Origin of the sequence: Acinetobacter sp. YH12120 (genome assembly GCF_013418795.1) — a bacterium.
GTDB classification, from domain to species: Bacteria; Pseudomonadota; Gammaproteobacteria; order Pseudomonadales; family Moraxellaceae; genus Acinetobacter; species Acinetobacter towneri.
In genome coordinates this window covers 330,733-349,335 of sequence record NZ_VPBI01000001.1, presented here as the reverse complement: position 1 = coordinate 349,335, position 18,603 = coordinate 330,733, and the positions used below count along the sequence as shown (strand labels likewise).

Sequence of the window (18,603 nt, the reverse complement as noted above, 5' to 3'; positions counted from 1 at the left end):
CCAAAGAGCATCCAAAAATTACTTTCAATTTCGATATTTGCACGATACTTCGGCACTGATCTGCAATAAAAAAAGCCTTCACTTTGCAAAGTGAAGGCTCAATACAAGTTTAATCTTACAAGAAAATAAACCTGTTTAAGATTGAGGCGTCTTTTGCTCTACCACGCCTGCATCTTCCACACTACGCACTGTGCCTGTATCTACATTCAAGACTTCAAACTCAATACGGCGGTTTTTAAATTGACCTTCTGGCGTTGCATTTGCCGCAATCGGCTGCTCTGAACCAAAACCAATGGCTTGCAATTGACCCGGATTTACACCACGTGATACTAAATAATCGACCACTGCTTGCGCACGTTGTTGTGACAAAGTTTTGTTGGCATTGGCATCACCTACGGCATCGGTATGCCCTTTCACGGTTAATTGCACTTGTGGCGCGCGCTGCATCAATACCGCAGCCTGATCTAAAATAGACTTATTGGCTGCTGGAATTTCAGTCGATGCAGAATCAAAATTAATGATTTGCATATTGAGTGCCGTCGCAATATCCAAAGCTTGAATATTGTCAGGATTAATTGCAGCCAAAGCCTGCTCGGCATTGCTAATACTGCTGGTTACAGCCTGATTCACATCGGTTACTGTAGTTTCTGCAGGTTGCTGAGTCACTACAGTCATGTTTTTAGCCAATGGACGAATTTGACTGGCTAAACGCTCTGCATCGGCAGGGTTCGCGGCTTGAATAGACAGTTGATTACCCACCCAGTTTAAATTGACATTCGGTACACCTTTCAGCATTTTTAAAACGCTTGGAATCACGTCCTGATCAATAAATTCCGAATGATAGTTGGCAAAATTTTCTGCACCACAACCTGTTGGATGATTGAAAATTTGCTTCACTTCATTCTGCAGAATTTCCATATAGCTTGGATTATTCAGCAAAATTTGACAGGTCACCAAATTACCATCACTGCCTGTACTGACTTGCAACATTGCAGCCTGATTTGCTGCCACTTGGGTCTGTGTGGTTGCAGGCGCTTGGTTGCGGTCACTACATGCACGGAATAAAAATGCCAATAAACCAATTAAAATAATTAAAGCTAAAATTGGCAATAACCACGAACGGCGTTCTTCTACTGGCTCAGTCACAATGACTTCAGGTGCTTGATGTACGGTTTGGCCCGCAGCATTATTTACCCCCAAAGCAGCCAATAATGCTGTTGCCCACTGCGGTAAAGCCGCCTGAATTGAATCTAAATTGTTTTGCAGTAAATGCTGAATTGCAACTGGGTCAGATGAACCTGCCTGATTTTCCAAAAAGTTTAAACTTGGTGCAATTGAACGATTCAGGGTGTTTTCAATTTCGGTTTGCGGTGCTGTGCCGCTGACCAAATCTAAAAACTGCTGTTTTAAAGATAGATTTGAACCAAATACATCGCCCACACGTGGATTCAGTTGTCGCAGCAGATTGTCAATCAGTTCAGGTCGTGAATTTAAAATAGACAATAAAATGGGATAAAAACTATTTAATGCCTGATTTTTTTCAAGCAAATGCTGGGTTTCCCCTTCCAATACAATGGATGACACACTTTGTTTGAGCAAGTCTATAAAATCTGTTTGCATATATATGCCCTCTTTTTTGTCTTTGTTTTCAAGTTGTTTTTTAGTGTATATGCTTAAAATTTAAACAAATGTAATAAATTGTGGTGTTTTGATTTTGTTGTGAAATTTGAGTCAACGGAATGTAGAGTCTCTTCTTCGATTTTCTATTTGGGGATTGTTAAAATTCAATAAAAAAGCCAGCCGAAGCTGACTTTTATTTAAACTTGAAAATCAAATATCAATCAAAGCATATTAAGCAGTAAAGACGCGTACTGCTTTGCCTTTTACAACTTGATTAATCAAAGGCGTATTTTTGCCTTGTGACACAATCGTTTCTTTGTTCAGTGTCCATTCCACTTCTGGATCAACCAAGACCCAACCCGCTTCCTGTTCCCAACGACTTTGCATTTTTGCCACACGCGCAGGTGCAAGTGTCACTTTTTCTACCCATTCCAATGGACTGAACAGACCTTCCTGAATCAGTTGAATCCCAAATGGAATATAAGTATCAAATGCAGTAAAACCTGACAAAGTATCTGCAAATGGTGCCATTTTTGCAGAGCTATTTAACGGCTCATGATGAGTACAAATCGCATCAATCACACCATCTTTTACACCTTGACGCAGTAATGCTTTGTCTTGCTCTGAGCGCAGTGGCGGACGTACATGCGCTAACGAGTTAAAACCATCAATAATTTGATCGGTTAAATGCAGTTGATGCATCGCAACATCACAAGTGACAGGTAAACCTTTGGCTTTAGCTTGTTGAATCAATTCAACTGATGCACCACAAGACAATAAGCCAAAATGCGCACGTACACCTGTGGCTTCAATCATCAGCAAATATTTGGCAATCGCTACGGTTTCTGCCAAAGTTGGAATCATAGGCAAGCCCTGACGCGATGCAATAAAACCTTCATGCACACAGCCATCTTTAGCAATTTGCGGTTCTTCGGCATAGAACACCACGGTCATGTCCAAACCTGCAGCATATTCCAGTGTGCGAATCACGACATCATCATCTTCAAAAGGTGCATTGGCATTGGACACTGCACTACAGCCGCCTTTTTTCAGTCCCGCCATATTGGCAGGCTGCTTGCCGTTTAAACCTTGAGTTTGTGCACCAATCACTTCTAAATAAATGCCACCATCCAACATGGCTTTTTCGACCAAACCATGAATGAGTGCACCGTTGTCTTGCACGATTGGTTTAGAATCGGGTGGCGTAAATAAGTGCAGAATTCCGTTTTCACGTGCGGCCTTGCCTTCAGATTTGAGCGTGCCATGTTGTTGCTGACCAGGTTCACGTAAACGTGCGCATAAATCGACCATAGTTGGCATGAGCCATTGACCTTGGGCATCTATGCTTTCGCTAATATCTGCACTTTCTGCAACCAACTTGCCATTTTCAAGATATACCGTTTGTACGCGGTCAATTTGCTGGATTGGGTCAAGCACACGTACATTTTCAATTTTTACAATCGCCATGACTTTTTCCTTATACCGCAATCGCGTCAATCAAACCTTGTTCTTGCAATTGACCTTGCATCGCCAAGGCCAATACCGCCATACGTACCGCAATACCGTTGGTTACTTGATTTAAAATCACCGATTGAGGCCCATCGGCAATGCTTGAATCAATTTCGACACCACGGTTCATTGGACCAGGATGCATCACAATACAGTTTGGTTTTGCAAGCGCCAAACGCTCTTTGTTTAAACCGTACATTTTGTAGAATTCGGCTTGTGAGGCAAGTGCTGGCGAATCAATACGTTCATTTTGAATACGCAGGGTGATAATCACGTCGCAATCTTTAATGCCTTCTTCCATTTTGTTAAATAAACGCACGCCTGCGCCATATTCATCAAAACCGTAGGGCAACAAGGTGTTCGGTGCAATCACGCGAATGTCTTTACAGCCCAGTGTTTGCAAGGCAGCCACATCGGAACGCGCCACGCGTGAATGTTTGATATCACCAATAATCGCAACACTTAATTCTTCATAAGGTCGTTGGGTTTCACGGCGAATGGTCAGCATATCCAACATCGCTTGCGTTGGATGTGCATGACGGCCATCACCCGCATTAATAATGGCAACCTTTGGGCAAACCGTTTTAGCAATAAAATGTGCTGCACCTGAAGATGAATGACGCACCACAAAAATGTCAGCAGCCATCGCCTCTAAGTTCCACAAAGTGTCACGCAAAGTTTCACCTTTAGAGGTACTTGAACGGGCAATATCAATATTGAGTACATTGGCAGAAAGACGCTTGGCTGCGGCTTCAAATGTGGTGCGGGTACGAGTAGAGTTTTCGAAGAACAAATTCATCACCGTGCGCCCTTCGAGCAAATTATTGGTGATCAGTTGGTTTTGTTCATTGAAAAAGGACTGTGCTGTGTCCAGAATTTGGGTGAGGGTTTCTTTGGAAAGACCTTCGATGGTTAAAAAGTGTTTTAAATGCCCATCTTTATTCAATTGAATCTGGCTCGGAGTATGCAATGCCGCCAAATGCATGAGAGATTCCTTATACGTTAAGTTAACGCATTATACAGAAATTGATTTGGCAAAGCAGTGTAACTTGGCATGATTTAGTCAAAAGAAACTTATGATTTTAAAAATTAAGTCATGCAGACTCATCTACACTTTCTTTCATGCTTAATACTCTACAAAGCGATGTGAAAGGATGGCATTTATATTTAACTGCTCTGCTAGCCAATCATCTTGATATGAGCTTGATGAACATCTGGTGGGTCAATCTTCGCCTACAACTGCCTACGCAACCTTCAGGCTATGTAGGCATAGTCTGTACAATTCACCGTTTAACGCAGTGCCCCTATATAATGATGGGACACCTGCGCCCGATAAATTTCTTCAGCTGTAGGTTCAGTCAAGTCATCTATATTTTCTATATTTTCTATATTTTCTATATTTTCTACTGCATCTAATTGCTGCGCTTCAGTCTGTGGCGACGTTATTTCTGCATCAGCATCCATTAAGTTAGCCAATATACTGTTTAAGCGCAGCGCATAACGGCACAATTCCTCATCGTGTGTAGCGAGCGCCAATTGCAGCACAGCACGTGCATAGTCTGAATTTTCAACCAGATACATGACATCAATCACACGTCCACTGACCCGTCTTAATCGCGTATAAATTAAAGTGGCAACTGAAAAAATCTCGTTATTTGCTGTTAAAGCCTGTGCCGTGTTTAAAGTAGCCGTGGTCATTTAAATATTCCCCTTATCGCTTCATTGTTGTTTTGCAGTGTTTGATGCTCATCTGCAAAATGTTCACCATCACAACAATGTATGAGCAAAATACATACCAATCATGTGAATATTCAGGTTTTTATTTTTCCGCAATACAATCACTCAAAATTTTTTAGAGATGTCATTACATCCTCATTGCCTTTTTAGAAAAAAACAGTAAAAAATGCCCTGAAGCTCTTCAAACCTAGACCTTTAAAATTCTGCACGATTCACGCTAAATCACTAAGTTTTCTAGCACAAAATACGGTAAAATAGCCGATTGCTGAATTGCTTTTGGAAATTTTCATGAATTCGAAACCCCGTCTTTCTACATATTGGGTCACCTGTGCAGATGGACTTGAAACCTTATTGCAAGAAGAAATGCAAGGTTTAGGTATTCAAAATATCGAACGTTTACCGGGTCGTTTAATTTTCAAAGGCACACTCGAAAATGCCTATCGTGTCTGCATGTGGTCACGTTTAGCCTCACGTGTCCTTACACCAATTCACACACACGAAATTGAATTTAGTCACGACGCGCGCGATGTAGCCGAAGAGCTTTATGAAGGTGCGCTGAGCTTTGACTGGTCACTGATTTTTGCGCCACAAAGTACTTTTGCAGTGCGTTTGCATATAGAGCGTGACATTAAAGTGAACAGCCAATTTGCGACCTTGCGCGTTAAAGATGGTGTGGTCGATTCATTTATGGATGCAGTGGGCAAACGTCCAAGCATTGACATCAAACAGCCTGAAATTACCTTATACGTGTTGGCAGGTAAAAAAGAACATACATACTGCCTAGATTTATCTGGCGATTCACTGCATAAACGCGGCTATCGTCGTTTTATGACCGATGCCCCAATTAAAGAAAACCTTGCCGCAGCGATTCTGCAAAAAGGTCAATTACAACAAATTCAACCCGACATTATTTTAGACCCAATGTGTGGTTCGGGCACGTTTATTATTGAAGCATTGATGATGCTGACTGACCGTGCACCGGGTTTGGTACGTCGTTTTGGTTTTAACGGTTGGCAAGGTCACGACCATGAATTATGGATGAGCATTAAAGCAGAAGCGGCAGAACGCCATCAAACTGCATTACAACAGCCCTTGCCAAAATTCTATGCTTTCGATGCCGACTGGGAAGCAGTCAAAGCCACCAAGCAAAATATTATTGCGGCAGGTTTTGAAAGTCTGCTCGATCAGATTCAAATTGAAGAACGTACTTTGGCTGACTGGCCCGACTTTCAAGCCGAAGGTAAAAAGGCCTTTATTGTAACCAACCCACCTTATGGTGAACGTTTGGGCGATAAAGCCTCAAACCGTGCCTTATATTTGGGTCTGTCTGCCCTTTTGCAAAAGCATTTCCCAAATCAAAAAGCAGCCGTCATTGCAGCCCAAGTTGAACAAGCCGATGTGCTGGCTTTCAATGACCCACAAATTTTACGTTTGATGAACGGTAAACTGCCAATTTATGTCCGTTTTGGTACGATCAAACCTGCAACAGTCGCGCGTCCATTCTTAGCAGATTGGCAACCGCAACAGTTTGAACCCATTGAAGGCGCAGAAGATTTCACCAACCGTTTGCAAAAAAACATGCAGAGCCTGAAAAAATGGGCGGTGAAAGAAAATGTGCATTGCCTGCGTTTATACGATGCAGACTTACCTGACTTTAATGTCGCAGTCGATTTATACGGCGACCGTTTGCACGTGCAGGAATATGCGCCGCCGAAAAAAATTGATCCTGAAAAAGCCAAAAAGCGTTTTAACCTTGCCTTACAAGCCATTCGCGCTGTCACAGGTTTAGGGCGCGATGCGGTATTTATTAAAACCCGTGCCCGTCAGGAAGGTAAAAACCAGTACACCAAACAAAGTACCGCCTCGAAGCGTTTTATTGTGCAAGAAGGTCAGGCTAAAATTTTGGTTAACCTCACCGACTACCTAGATACAGGCTTGTTCCTTGACCATCGTCAAATGCGTTTACGTATTGCCAAAGAAGCACGTGGCAAGCACTTCCTGAATTTATACAGTTATACCTCAACTGCAAGTTTACATGCCGCGCTTGGCGGTGCAGCAAGTACCACCAGCGTCGATTTATCCAATACTTATTTGAATTGGTCTAAAGAAAACTTTGTATTGAATGGTTTAACGGTAGACCATGCCGATGAACAACATCAATTCTTTGCCAGTGATTGTTTTGAATGGCTCAAAGAAGGTCATGAACAATATGATCTGATCTTTATTGACCCACCAACTTTCTCAAACTCTAAAAAGTTCTACGGAACATTTGACGTACAACGCGACCACGTTTCTTTAATTAAGCGTGCCATGAACCGCTTAACCACAGGCGGAACGCTGTACTTCTCCAACAACTACCGTGGTTTTGAAATGGATGAAGAAATTGAAGCCATGTTTGATGTGCAGGAAATTAGCCATGAAACCATTGGGCAAGATTTCAAACGCAACACCAAAATCCACCGTGCTTGGAAAATTCAACACCCGCCTGTTTAAATAAACGATATGGCAATACAACAAAGCCTGTTCATTTGAACAGGCTTTGTTTTATCGTAGATCAGTATCTAGATTATTGACCAGTTAAAAACTTCTTTTCACCATATTGATAATGCATCGACAGTTTAAATTCATCACCATCACGTTGAATTTGCTGATTGCTTTGCATCGCACTGAGTATCTGTTCCAACTCCTGATCAGACATGCTTTTACCTGCAGCATTCATATAATTATTCATAATGGTTTTGACCACTTGCTTGTTAAAACTCACATCGGTTTGCATTTCCAATAAACTTGGGAACATTTTCGCTAAGCCTTCTACAGTGGTTTGATGCCCTGGCATCACTTTACCAACCAAATCTGCCCGAATACTGCCTGTGCCTAATTTCAACTGATTCTTCTTGGATTCGAACTGAAAGCCCTCATTAATCACAGCCAACAAGGCTTGTTGAACTTCTTTCTCAAAGTTTTCCGCTTCTAGGCATGAGTTGTTTTGTTTTTGCACAATATCAAGAAACGTCTGCATTTTACTGCGCTGCAAGTTTTTAACATCCCAATTCACTTGCAGGTCTTGCATGGCAGGCACATTATTTAAACCTAACTCGGCAATTTTAAATTTCGATTGAATATCTACCGTGCGCTCATGCAGTTGAGTATCCATACGCCAACTGAAGTCTTTCATTTTGCCTGAACCCACTGCTTTTGGGTCTTGACGCTGCATTTCTGCAATACTGAATTGGAAATAGCCCGGCTCTAAAGACTGCACATTCAAAGCCTGATTGGTTTTAAACTGCATGCCTTTTACTTGAAGATGTCCAAATTGATCCAGCACCGTCAATTGAGGCACATCAAAACTCATATTTACAATTTTCTGCTGCCCCTGACTTTGTTTCGCCTGAAACTCAATCTGCATAGGAGAAAATTTAGCTTCAAGTCCTGCTTCTTTTTTCTCTATAGCAGGTATGCTCAATTTCGTGGTCGATACACCCAACCAATTCACTTGCGTTGTCACATTTAGAGGCTGCTGAAAGAACTCGGAAAATTGTCCCTGCCCTTGTTCCAGATTCATTTTAGAATCAATTTGGTAACCTTTCCATGTCCGCTGAATTTGATCTTGTCCGTGAAACACCAGTTTTTCTTTAGCATTACATGGGTCTGCAATAATGGTCATTTTCCATTTGGCAGTACCTGTTAAAGTCCCCATGTCGTAGTCCGTATATTGGACGCTCACATTGGGTACAGGATTTAAATTTTGTTGATAATGCTCACGCAGGCTCTTATCTGCATATAAATTTCCTGCAGTGACAGCTCCTGCCAACACTGCAACCCCCATTCCACCCCATACTATTTTTGACATAGATTCTGCTCAGAATTTATCTATTCTTATTGAACAATAAATTATAATTAATCTTCTTTAAAAAAGATAATTGTTTTGCAAATAAATCACTTAAATACAATATTCATCACAAAATATTAAAAATAGCTGTCATTTTTTACCAAAAATTTTACTTATGTGACCTAAATTGTCAGTCATAAAAAAACCCAGCCGAAGCTGGGTTTCTTAAAAGTTGCTTACACATAGCCAATTAGCTGAGTTTCATTTTTTCAAACAGCAAATGACCATTTTCAGCTTTAATTAAAATCGTATCACCTGCAACAAAGTCACCTGCGAGGATTTTTTGCGCCAATGTGTTTTCCACTTGTTGCTGAATTGCACGTTTCAATGGACGCGCACCGTAGACTGGGTCAAAACCTGCTTCAATCAATTGATCAAATGCAGTATCGTCTATCGACAAGCTCAAGTCACGTTCGCTTAAACGCGCACGTAAACGATCCAATTGAATATCGGCAATGCCACGAATTTGTGCTTTTTCCAGTGAATGGAACACCACCAACTCATCAATACGGTTAATAAACTCAGGGCGGAAATGTTGTGAAACTGCGGCCATGACTACGGTACGCACTTCTTCACGTGTTGGATTGTCACCCAATTCACGTACTTCGTGTGAACCCAAGTTAGAAGTCATCACAATTACAGTGTTCTTAAAGTCCACCACGCGACCTTGCGAGTCGGTTAGGCGTCCATCATCCAACACCTGCAACAAGATGTTAAATACGTCTGGATGGGCTTTTTCCACCTCATCAAACAGCACCACACTGTACGGTTTACGACGTACTGCTTCGGTTAATACACCACCTTCTTCATAACCGACATAGCCTGGAGGCGCACCGACCAAACGGCTGACCGAGTGTTTTTCCATAAATTCAGACATATCAATCCGAATCATGGCGTCATCGCTGTCAAACAAGAAGTTCGCTAACGCTTTGGTCAATTCTGTTTTACCTACCCCTGTTGGGCCAAGGAACAGGAACGAACCACTTGGACGGTTAGGATCAGACAAACCTGCGCGTGAACGACGTACCGCATTCGACACCGCCACCACAGCTTCATCTTGCCCCACCACACGGTTATGCAAGAAATCTTCCATGTGTAGCAATTTTTCACGTTCACCCTGCAGCATTTTCGATACAGGAATGCCCGTTGCAGCACTCACGACTTCAGCAATTTCATTGTCCGTCACTTTGTTACGCAATAATTTTGGTTCTTCTTTCTCTTCAACCAACTCATCTTGTGCCAGTTGTTTTTCCAACTCAGGAATCACACCGTATTGTAAACGTGACATTTCCGCCAAGTCATTTTCACGCTGCGCTTTTTGCAATGCCATACGTGCCTGATCAAGCTGAGTCTGAATTTGCTTAGTGCCTTCAACCAAGGTTTTTTCCGCTTTCCAAACTTCTTCCAAATCATTGTATTCATTTTGAACTTCAATAATTTGTTTTTCCAGATGTGCAACTTCAGCACGGCTGCCTGCATCTTCATCTTTCTTCACGGCTTCAAGTTGCAGTTTTAATTGAATTAAACGGCGCTCTAATTTATCTAAGGCTTCAGGCTTAGAATCTAGCTCCATTTTAATCCGTGACGCTGCCTCATCCACCAAATCAATTGCCTTGTCGGGAAGTTGACGGTCAGTGATATAACGGTGCGACATTTTAGCGGCGGCAATAATCGCCGAATCTAAAATTTTAACCCCGTGGTGCACTTCGTAGCGTTCTTTCAGACCTCGTAAAATTGCAATGGTGTCTTCTACACTTGGCTCATCGACCAATACTTTTTGGAAACGACGCTCTAAAGCCGCATCTTTTTCAATATATTGACGATACTCATCTAAAGTAGTGGCACCGACGCAGCGCAATTCGCCACGCGCCAATGCAGGTTTCAACATATTGCCTGCATCCATGGCACCATCGCCTTTACCTGCACCCACAAGTGTGTGTAATTCATCAATAAATAAGATGACTTCACCTTCTTGTTTCGCCAAGTCTTTTAAGACCGCTTTTAGGCGTTCTTCAAACTCACCGCGATATTTCGCACCTGCCAACAATGAGCCCAAATCTAAAGATAAAACACGTTTACCTTTTAAGCTTTCTGGCACTTCACCATTCACAATACGCTGCGCCAAACCTTCAACAATCGCAGTTTTACCCACACCAGGTTCACCAATGAGTACTGGGTTGTTTTTGGTACGGCGTGACAACACCTGAACGGTACGGCGAATTTCATCATCACGACCAATTACAGGGTCTAGCTTGCCCGCCAACGCACGTTCGGTTAAATCGATGGTATATTTATTGAGTGAGTCACGTTGATCTTCGTGATTATTGCTCATGACTTTTTCATCCCCTCTAATTTTGTCAATCACGCTACGCAAACTATCTGAGGTCACGCCTACACTGTTCAGTAGTGTTTTGGTCGCGCCCACTTCGGTCAAACCCAGCATCAACCAATCGGTTGACAAGAACTCATCACCTGCTTTTTGGGCAAAACTGTCAGCCAAATTCAAGGCTTTAACCGCATCTGGACTTAAGTTGATATCGCCTGTTGGATTGGCCAAAGTCGGTGCATCAGCAATCGCTTGCTGTAATTTGCTTTGCAAATCACGTAGGTTTGCGCCTGCTTGTTGTAATAAACTGACATTGGAAGCTTCTTCGAGCAAAGTCGCCAATAAGTGAATGCCTTCAATGGCAGTATGATCTTTCCCTATCGCGAGAGATTGGGCATCGGATAAAGCTTGCTGTAGGCGGTTGGTAAACTTTTCAAAACGCATTCTTGTTATTCCTCACAACAAATTGTGTACTTGATGGATATATGGGAACGCAGGCGTAAATTTCAATTAAATTTTTTATATATTTTTCAAAATCTTAATTAAAATTAACGGTTAGATTTCAATTATAATATTGGACTGATTAAAGTAAATTTCAAGTTTAATCTGGTAATTTTTTTATAGTGAGTTGAATTATTGACATACACTTGTATATCAACAAATTAAAGGCTTCTGATTATTATTCATGCAAATAGAAATATTTAGTTACAATGATTGGCAAATATACCAACCATTGTATGACCTATCAGTCAACGCTTAATCTTGTTCAATAATTTCAAAATCATGGCTAATTTCAACACCACCATCAGATAGCATTTTACTGGCAGAACAGTACTTTTCTGCTGAAAGTTCAACCGCCTTCGCAACCTGCTTTTCCTTGACAGCCTTGCCTTTGACCACAAAATGCAAATGAATTTTGGTGAACACGGCAGGGATGCTATCGGCACGTTCTGCTTTTAACTGACATTCAACATGCGTCACTTCTTGGCGTGATTTCTTTAAAATAGTCACAATATCGAATGAAGCACAACCACCAAGTCCCATTAAGATTAACTCCATAGGACGTGGACCACGGTTTTCACCGCCATATTCTGCAGATCCATCCATCACCACAGAATGACCACTTTCCGATTTGGCTTCAAAAGCAACGTTCTCTAACCACTGAACACTTGTTTGCATTGCAACTACCTAAAAAAAACTATAAATTGACATGGGTATTTGTACACTAACATAACTTGAGTTGATAAGGAATTTCATCTCTACTGTGTGACAAGTTCAGACTAGGTCTTGTGCGATCTATTATTTATCCATTTTCGGAACCGTTAGCATGACTTCAAACTTTTCACAGCTGAGCACTGATGCATTGTCCCCTGGACAACTGCCTGACTCAGTCAAAGCATTATTAAAACGTGCATACATCAACCGTTATCCAAAACGGACAACTATTGTTGATGCAGGGACTGAATCTAAATCGTTATATTTGATTTTAAAAGGTTCAGTATCAATTATTCTTCGCGAAGATGATGATCGCGAAATTGTTGTGGCATATTTGAATCCAGGCGACTTTTTTGGGGAAATGGGTCTGTTTGAATCGAATCCACAACGTACTGCAGAAGTTCGTACTCGTGATGTCTGTGAAATTGCAGAAATTACTTATGAAAACTTCCACGAACTCAGCAAACAATATCCTGACTTAAGCTATGCCGTTTTTGCACAGCTGGTACGTCGTTTAAAAAATACTACACGTAAGGTAACTGACCTTGCCTTTATAGATGTGTCTGGTCGTATTGCACGTTGCTTGATTGATCTTTCTGCGCAACCAGAAGCCATGATTTTGCCAAACGGTCGTCAAATTCGTATTACACGCCAAGAAATTGGTCGTATTGTCGGCTGTTCACGTGAAATGGTCGGGCGTGTTCTAAAAACACTTGAAGAACAAGGCATGATTGAAACTGATGGTAAAGCCATTCTGATTTTTGATGCTTCTTTGGAGCAAAATGAATCCACTGATGGCAACTTTGATGACGAGTAAACCATCTATATGCTCATTAAAAAAGCAAATCTTCGGATTTGCTTTTTTATTACCAGCTGTTAACTTTTTACCATTTTCAATTATCAAAATACCATTATTGCTGTCACTACAATGAAGTAGCAATTTTCGCAGCCACAAGTGGCGCAAAATGGTTTCAGCTCTTGTAACATCAATATATACATATAATCTTGAGCGAGAGACAATATGCAATTTAAACCATTGGCAAAAACAGGCATCCTAGTTCCAGAAATCTGTTTAGGCACCATGACATTTGGTGAACAAAATACCCAGCAAGAAGCATTTCAACAACTCGATTATGCGCTAGAACGAGACTTATATTTTTGGGATACCGCAGAAATGTATCCCGTACCACCAAAAGTAGAAACTCAAGGTGCAACCGAAACCATCATTGGCAATTGGTTACAGCAACGTGGCGGACGTGACAAATTATTTTTAGCCTCTAAAATTGCAGGCCCTTCGCAAGGCGGCAGTCATATTCGAGACGGCAAAACCCGCTTTAACGCAGAGGATATTCATTCTGCACTGGATGGCAATTTAAAACGCCTGCAAACCGACTATATCGACTTATACCAACTACACTGGCCACAACGCCCAACCAACTTTTTTGGCAAACTCGGTTATGGCAACCAAGAAGCACAAAATACGCAAGAAGTAACCGACCTTGCTGAAACCTTAACCGCGTTGCAACAAGAAATTCAAAAAGGACGGATTCGCTATATTGGGCTGTCGAATGAAACCCCGTGGGGCACCATGAAGTTTTTACACTTGGCAGAACAGTTAGGATTAAGCAAATTTGTTAGCGTACAAAATCCGTATAACCTGCTGAATCGTACTTATGAAATTGGTATGTCTGAAATTGCCCATTATGAAGGTGTTGGACTACTCGCCTACTCACCTTTGGCTTTTGGTTATTTAACTGGTAAATTCCGTCATGGCGCACGCCCTGCCAATGCACGTGTCACGCTATATTCACGTTTTAGCCGTTACAGTAATCCACAAAGCGAATGGGCAACCGAGCAATACGCCCAACTTGCAGAACAACACGGCTTGAGTTTGACGCAACTGGCGCTGGCATTTATCAAGCAGCAATTTTTTGTGACAAGTACCATTATTGGCGCGACGAATATGGCGCAACTCAAAGAAAATATTGATGCCTTTGACATCACCTTATCAGATGAAATTTTACAAGGCATTGAAGCCATTCATCGTCAACAACCCAATCCAGCGCCCTAATTTTATTTTAAGCACTGCTTTAAAATGAAATTAAAAATATGAACTCAGCAATAACTCATCATTTTTATGCTGTTTAAAGTCAAAAAGTCTTCATAAAAAAAGATGCGCATAAAACCATGCGCATCTTTTTTGTGTTTTATCTTAACCAGTTGAACTGGCTGAGGTCATCTTAACGACGACTTTGGTTATATAGCGCTTGTGCTGCTGGCAAGTTTTTACGCATTGCTTCAATACGCTGACTGTTCGATGGGTGAGTCGATAAGAAGGACGCACCGCCGCCACCTTCAAGCTTGTTCATTTTTTCCCAAAGGGTAATTGCAGCTTGTGGATTATAACCTGCACGCGCCATCAGCATTAAACCACCCTGATCGGCACGACTTTCCAAATTACGTGAATATGGCAAGCCAATCCCAATTTGGGTACCCAATTGCGCTGCTGCTGCACCCAATTGACCAACGTTATTGCCTGCCGCACTTAAACCTACGTTCAAGGCAATATTGGTTAAAGCCTGTGCACCAATTTTACTTTTCGCGTGTTCTTCTAAGGCATGCACCATTTCATGCCCCATAATTGCGGCAATTTCAGCATCAGTTAAATTCAGTTTATTCACAATACCAGTGTAGAACACCACTTTACCACCAGGTGCGACAAAAGCATTGACTTGATCAGACTTAAGTACCGCCAATTGCCACTGGAAAGGCTGACCTGTTTGGTTCATTTGATTGGCATGTGGAATCAAACGCTGAAACACAGTATTGATACGTTTATACGTGGTGGAGCTTGTGTCTAACTGATTTTTATTGCGTGCGTCTTGCACCATTTCATTATAGCTTTTGGTTGCAGTTGCATTTAAGGTCGCAGTATCTGCACCCGCCATGTCTGCAACAGTCGTACACCCTGAAACTGTGATTGCGCCTGCGGCACATAAACTTAACATCAGTTTTTTGTTCATTATAATAATCTCCGCCTTGCGAGCTATCTTCATACCAATCAATTATATGAAATCAATTCAAGGCTTTAAATCTATAATCACTTCATAAACATATCATTTATGTAAACAACGCCTAAGCTGTGTACAGATTGTATGTCTGAGCGATCAATCACTACCCTAGTAAAGAAATTGATAACACAACCAAAATACTAAACAGAAAACATTTAAACCCAAGTAAATTTTAGACACTACTTCTACTTTTTCTTCCATTTCTGGATTTTTGCGTTTGTAGAGTAGGTAAGCATTTTGAATCAGAATCAGTGGCACCAAAATACAGGCAAAAATAACGCTTAAACCAATAAATGCCTGATACATAATATTCGGATCATGCTTTTGCGATAAAATCAGCATCATGGCAATGGTCGGTGCGCCGCCCATCGCAAACAATAAAGAATAAAAAATCGTACTGGTAATATTTTTATGCATCCTGCATAACCTTAATTAAATTTAATTTTCTAAAGCCATTGTAACAAGCCACCCTGCTCTGCACAGCGCCAGTCATCTGCAACTTTAGTCTTGAAAAAACAACTCACTCAGCATCATCTATAATGTTTCCAAAAATGAGTCGCTATTGAAACTGAAACAACAGCAATAAAAAGCCCCATCATTTAGACAGGGCTGAATACATCATCAGAGCTTAAATGCTATGCTAACAACGACTTAAGCATCAAATGGATGACGTAATACGATAGTTTCTGCGCGGTCTGGACCTGTAGAAATAATGTCGATTGGACATTCAATTAACTGCTCAAGACGTTTGATGTAGTTCACTGCATTTTCAGGCAATTGTTCTACACTGGTCGCGCCCACAGTTGATTCAGACCAACCTGGCATTGTTTCATAAATTGGCTTTAAGTTTTCGTATGCAAGCGCATCAGAAGAACCTACACAACCTGAATCGGTATTTTCATAACCTACGCAGATTTTGATTTCTTCTAAACCGTCCAATACGTCTAACTTGGTCAAGCAGATACCAGACAGTGAGTTTACATCGACTGAACGACGTAAAATTTCGGCATCAAACCAACCACAACGACGTTGACGACCTGTAGAAGCACCGAACTCGTGACCCACAGTACCTAAGTGTTTACCAATCGCATCACCTACGTCATTTGCTGCGTCATACACCAACTCAGTTGGGAATGGGCCTGCACCTACACGTGTGGTATAAGCTTTGGTAATCCCTAAAACGTAGTCTAAATGTAATGGACCTAAGCCTGAACCAGAGCTTACACCGCCCGCAGTTGTATTCGATGAAGTCACATACGGATAAGTACCGTGGTCAACATCAAGTAATGAACCTTGCGCACCTTCAAACATAATGTTGTCACCGTTTTTACGGTAATTATGAATTTCAGTCGTTACATCAACCACTAATGGTGCAATCACTTCACGCCATTGGTCACATAGCGCTAAAACTTCATCTAACTGAACTGCTTCAACACCGTAGTATTGTGTCAATTGGAAGTTGTGATAGTCCAATAATTCAGTCAATTGAGCGCGTAGTGCTTCACCGCCACGAACCAAGTCAGCAACACGAATCGCACGACGTGCAACCTTGTCTTCATAAGCTGGGCCAATACCACGACCTGTTGTACCAATTTTGGCATTACCACGTTTTTTCTCACGTGCTTGGTCAAGTGCAATGTGGTTCGGCAAAATAAGCGGACAGTTTGGTGAAATACGTAAACGCTCTTTCACTGGCACGCCTTCTTGTTCCAAAATACCCATTTCTTTAATGAGTGCTTCAGGAGAAAGTACTACACCATTACCAATTAAGCACAGTACGTTTTCACGTAAAATACCTGATGGAATGAGGTGTAATACAGTTTTCTTACCACCAACCACGAGAGTATGGCCTGCGTTGTGTCCGCCTTGATAACGAACGACTGCCGCCGCCTGATCTGTGAGCAGGTCGACGATCTTACCTTTACCTTCGTCGCCCCATTGGGTACCAAGTACCACAACATTCTTGCCCATAATAGCCTCATTACATCATGCTGTTAAAATTGAAAACCAAGACCTGTAACATGAAACATGCCTTGGCGATTAAATTTTTTCGACTGTCCACTCACCATTTGCAAGAACCAATTGGTGCGTTGCGTATGGAACCGAGTTTAAATCATCATTACCCAACAATTGAATTACACTAAAGCCTTGCGCACGTGTGTTTTGGATAGCCGCGATTAAATCAGGTTGTGAGCCTTTAGGCGCAACAACAACAGACGATGATTCAAAACGACCTGCACTTAATACAAACAAGTCACAAGAGAAACCTGTTGCAGGGCGCGCACGTCCGAAATGCTGACCAATGCCATCATAACGACCGCCTTGTGCCAATGGTGCAGCACGATTTGGCGCATACACTGCATACATTAAACCTGTGTGATAGTGATAAGAACGCAGCTCAACCACATCAATACCAATATGCAAGTTTGGCCAACGTGCCTGAATTTCAGCTTGTGTTGCTTTCACGGCTTCAAACGCTTGCTTAAATTCGGTATTTTCCAACACATCAGCACTTAAATGAGCCTGTAAAGCAGTTAAATCACTGGCATAGCGACCTAAAGCATAAAAATCTGAACCGAAATTTAAATCTTGGGTAAATTCTGCCAATTCAGGCAATGCTTTACGCTGATATAAATCTGACAATTGACGTTCAGTGGCTTTGCTTAATTCTGCTTGTTTAACCAAGCTACGGAACAAGCCGACATGACCCAAGTCTAAATGCACACCTTCTGCCAAACCTGCTTCTTTTAGCAAGCTGAGCATCAGATCAACCATTTCTACATCGGCATCAATGCTGTCTGAACCAAATAACTCTGCACCCAATTGCAATGGTGCACGTGTGGTATTAAAACCTTGTGGTTTGGTATGTAAAACCGTACCTGCATAGCAGTAACGTGCAATGCCATCTACAGGATGTACATGCGCATCAATACGCGCCACTTGGGGTGTCATATCGGCACGCACACCCAGCAAACGACCTGAAAGCTGGTCGATGACTTTAAATGTGGCAAGGTCTAAATCTTGATTCGATTCTGAAAGAGAAGATAGAGATTCAATGTATTCTATGAATGGCGTGTACACCAACTGATAACCTCGAGATGCGAGGAAATCCAGTGACTTACGACGCAAGCTTTCAATCACTTGCGCTTGTTCTGGTAATACATCAGCTACACCATCAGGTAATAACCATGTCTCTGAAATGGGCATGTTGTAAACCTAAATTCTTGTTTGCGCGG

General features: G+C 41.7%; 14 protein-coding genes. 3 read left to right on the top strand and 11 right to left on the bottom strand.

Annotated elements, in window-relative coordinates:
* Positions 1–135 precede the first annotated feature (135 nt).
* The 4 genes from FTU58_RS01680 to FTU58_RS01665 all read right to left on the bottom strand — a co-directional run bounded on the left by FTU58_RS01680 (position 136) and on the right by FTU58_RS01665 (position 4,827).
* Positions 136–1,620, bottom strand: a complete 1,485-nt coding sequence (locus FTU58_RS01680; protein ID WP_180061954.1) for an OmpA family protein — start codon at positions 1,618–1,620, stop codon at positions 136–138.
* Positions 1,621–1,851: 231 nt separating this feature from the next.
* The gene (locus tag FTU58_RS01675) at positions 1,852–3,087 is read right to left on the bottom strand and encodes a dihydroorotase (RefSeq protein ID WP_004971548.1); all 1,236 of its coding nucleotides are present in this window, start codon (positions 3,085–3,087) and stop codon (positions 1,852–1,854) included.
* 10 nt (positions 3,088–3,097) lie between these two features.
* Positions 3,098–4,114 carry an aspartate carbamoyltransferase catalytic subunit gene (locus tag FTU58_RS01670; protein ID WP_004971550.1) on the bottom strand — a complete coding sequence of 339 codons (1,017 nt, stop codon included), beginning with the start codon at positions 4,112–4,114 and terminating at the stop codon, positions 3,098–3,100.
* A gap of 305 nt (positions 4,115–4,419) precedes the next feature.
* Entirely contained in the window at positions 4,420–4,827 is a 408-nt protein-coding gene (locus FTU58_RS01665) for a hypothetical protein (RefSeq protein WP_180061953.1), read from the bottom strand.
* Positions 4,828–5,154: 327 nt separating this feature from the next.
* Here FTU58_RS01665 and rlmKL point away from each other — a divergent pair, with 327 nt between their 5' ends.
* On the top strand, positions 5,155–7,359 hold the full coding sequence (gene rlmKL / locus FTU58_RS01660) for a bifunctional 23S rRNA (guanine(2069)-N(7))-methyltransferase RlmK/23S rRNA (guanine(2445)-N(2))-methyltransferase RlmL (RefSeq protein WP_167845927.1): 2,205 nt from the start codon (positions 5,155–5,157) through the stop codon (positions 7,357–7,359).
* A 73-nt stretch (positions 7,360–7,432) separates the two neighbouring features.
* Here rlmKL and FTU58_RS01655 read toward each other — a convergent pair whose 3' ends face one another.
* The 3 genes from FTU58_RS01655 to FTU58_RS01645 all read right to left on the bottom strand — a co-directional run bounded on the left by FTU58_RS01655 (position 7,433) and on the right by FTU58_RS01645 (position 12,260).
* Complete coding sequence (locus tag FTU58_RS01655; RefSeq protein ID WP_179995349.1) at positions 7,433–8,716, bottom strand: DUF945 family protein; 1,284 nt, start codon at positions 8,714–8,716, stop codon at positions 7,433–7,435.
* Between the two features lie 229 nt (positions 8,717–8,945).
* On the bottom strand, positions 8,946–11,525 hold the full coding sequence (gene clpB, locus FTU58_RS01650; protein ID WP_004971561.1) for an ATP-dependent chaperone ClpB: 2,580 nt from the start codon (positions 11,523–11,525) through the stop codon (positions 8,946–8,948).
* A 312-nt stretch (positions 11,526–11,837) separates the two neighbouring features.
* Positions 11,838–12,260, bottom strand: coding sequence for an OsmC family protein (locus tag FTU58_RS01645; RefSeq protein WP_004971563.1), 423 nt, complete (start codon positions 12,258–12,260; stop codon positions 11,838–11,840).
* A 148-nt stretch (positions 12,261–12,408) separates the two neighbouring features.
* Between FTU58_RS01645 and crp the strand changes: the two genes are divergently transcribed.
* Both crp and FTU58_RS01635 read left to right on the top strand, forming a co-directional pair.
* On the top strand, positions 12,409–13,113 hold the full coding sequence (crp, locus tag FTU58_RS01640; protein ID WP_004971566.1) for a cAMP-activated global transcriptional regulator CRP: 705 nt from the start codon (positions 12,409–12,411) through the stop codon (positions 13,111–13,113).
* Positions 13,114–13,317: 204 nt separating this feature from the next.
* A complete protein-coding gene (locus FTU58_RS01635; RefSeq protein WP_179995347.1) occupies positions 13,318–14,367 on the top strand; it encodes an NADP(H)-dependent aldo-keto reductase in 1,050 nt (349 codons plus the stop codon).
* A gap of 169 nt (positions 14,368–14,536) precedes the next feature.
* Here the strand turns inward: FTU58_RS01635 and FTU58_RS01630 are convergent, their stop codons facing one another.
* From FTU58_RS01630 to FTU58_RS01615, 4 genes are all read right to left on the bottom strand, one after another.
* Positions 14,537–15,319, bottom strand: coding sequence for a M48 family metallopeptidase (locus FTU58_RS01630; RefSeq protein WP_004971571.1), 783 nt, complete (start codon positions 15,317–15,319; stop codon positions 14,537–14,539).
* A gap of 156 nt (positions 15,320–15,475) precedes the next feature.
* Entirely contained in the window at positions 15,476–15,784 is a 309-nt protein-coding gene (locus tag FTU58_RS01625) for a hypothetical protein (protein WP_004971573.1), read from the bottom strand.
* Positions 15,785–16,018: 234 nt separating this feature from the next.
* A complete protein-coding gene (locus FTU58_RS01620; protein WP_004971574.1) occupies positions 16,019–17,338 on the bottom strand; it encodes an adenylosuccinate synthase in 1,320 nt (439 codons plus the stop codon).
* 69 nt (positions 17,339–17,407) lie between these two features.
* Complete coding sequence (locus FTU58_RS01615; protein WP_096901061.1) at positions 17,408–18,574, bottom strand: ATP phosphoribosyltransferase regulatory subunit; 1,167 nt, start codon at positions 18,572–18,574, stop codon at positions 17,408–17,410.
* Positions 18,575–18,603 lie beyond the last annotated feature (29 nt).

What these genes read in the sequence shown, in the direction of transcription:
- FTU58_RS01620 (WP_004971574.1), bottom strand. Translation starts at nt 17,338, where the DNA reads ATGGGCAAGAATGTTGTGGTACTTGGTACCCAATGGGGCGACGAAGGT.
- clpB (WP_004971561.1), bottom strand. Translation starts at nt 11,525, where the DNA reads ATGCGTTTTGAAAAGTTTACCAACCGCCTACAGCAAGCTTTATCCGAT.
- FTU58_RS01670 (WP_004971550.1), bottom strand. Translation starts at nt 4,114, where the DNA reads ATGCATTTGGCGGCATTGCATACTCCGAGCCAGATTCAATTGAATAAA.
- FTU58_RS01675 (WP_004971548.1), bottom strand. Translation starts at nt 3,087, where the DNA reads ATGGCGATTGTAAAAATTGAAAATGTACGTGTGCTTGACCCAATCCAG.
- FTU58_RS01680 (WP_180061954.1), bottom strand. Translation starts at nt 1,620, where the DNA reads ATGCAAACAGATTTTATAGACTTGCTCAAACAAAGTGTGTCATCCATT.
- FTU58_RS01635 (WP_179995347.1), top strand. Translation starts at nt 13,318, where the DNA reads ATGCAATTTAAACCATTGGCAAAAACAGGCATCCTAGTTCCAGAAATC.
- FTU58_RS01630 (WP_004971571.1), bottom strand. Translation starts at nt 15,319, where the DNA reads ATGAACAAAAAACTGATGTTAAGTTTATGTGCCGCAGGCGCAATCACA.
- crp (WP_004971566.1), top strand. Translation starts at nt 12,409, where the DNA reads ATGACTTCAAACTTTTCACAGCTGAGCACTGATGCATTGTCCCCTGGA.
- rlmKL (WP_167845927.1), top strand. Translation starts at nt 5,155, where the DNA reads ATGAATTCGAAACCCCGTCTTTCTACATATTGGGTCACCTGTGCAGAT.
- FTU58_RS01655 (WP_179995349.1), bottom strand. Translation starts at nt 8,716, where the DNA reads ATGTCAAAAATAGTATGGGGTGGAATGGGGGTTGCAGTGTTGGCAGGA.
- FTU58_RS01625 (WP_004971573.1), bottom strand. Translation starts at nt 15,784, where the DNA reads ATGCATAAAAATATTACCAGTACGATTTTTTATTCTTTATTGTTTGCG.
- FTU58_RS01645 (WP_004971563.1), bottom strand. Translation starts at nt 12,260, where the DNA reads ATGCAAACAAGTGTTCAGTGGTTAGAGAACGTTGCTTTTGAAGCCAAA.
- FTU58_RS01615 (WP_096901061.1), bottom strand. Translation starts at nt 18,574, where the DNA reads ATGCCCATTTCAGAGACATGGTTATTACCTGATGGTGTAGCTGATGTA.
- FTU58_RS01665 (WP_180061953.1), bottom strand. Translation starts at nt 4,827, where the DNA reads ATGACCACGGCTACTTTAAACACGGCACAGGCTTTAACAGCAAATAAC.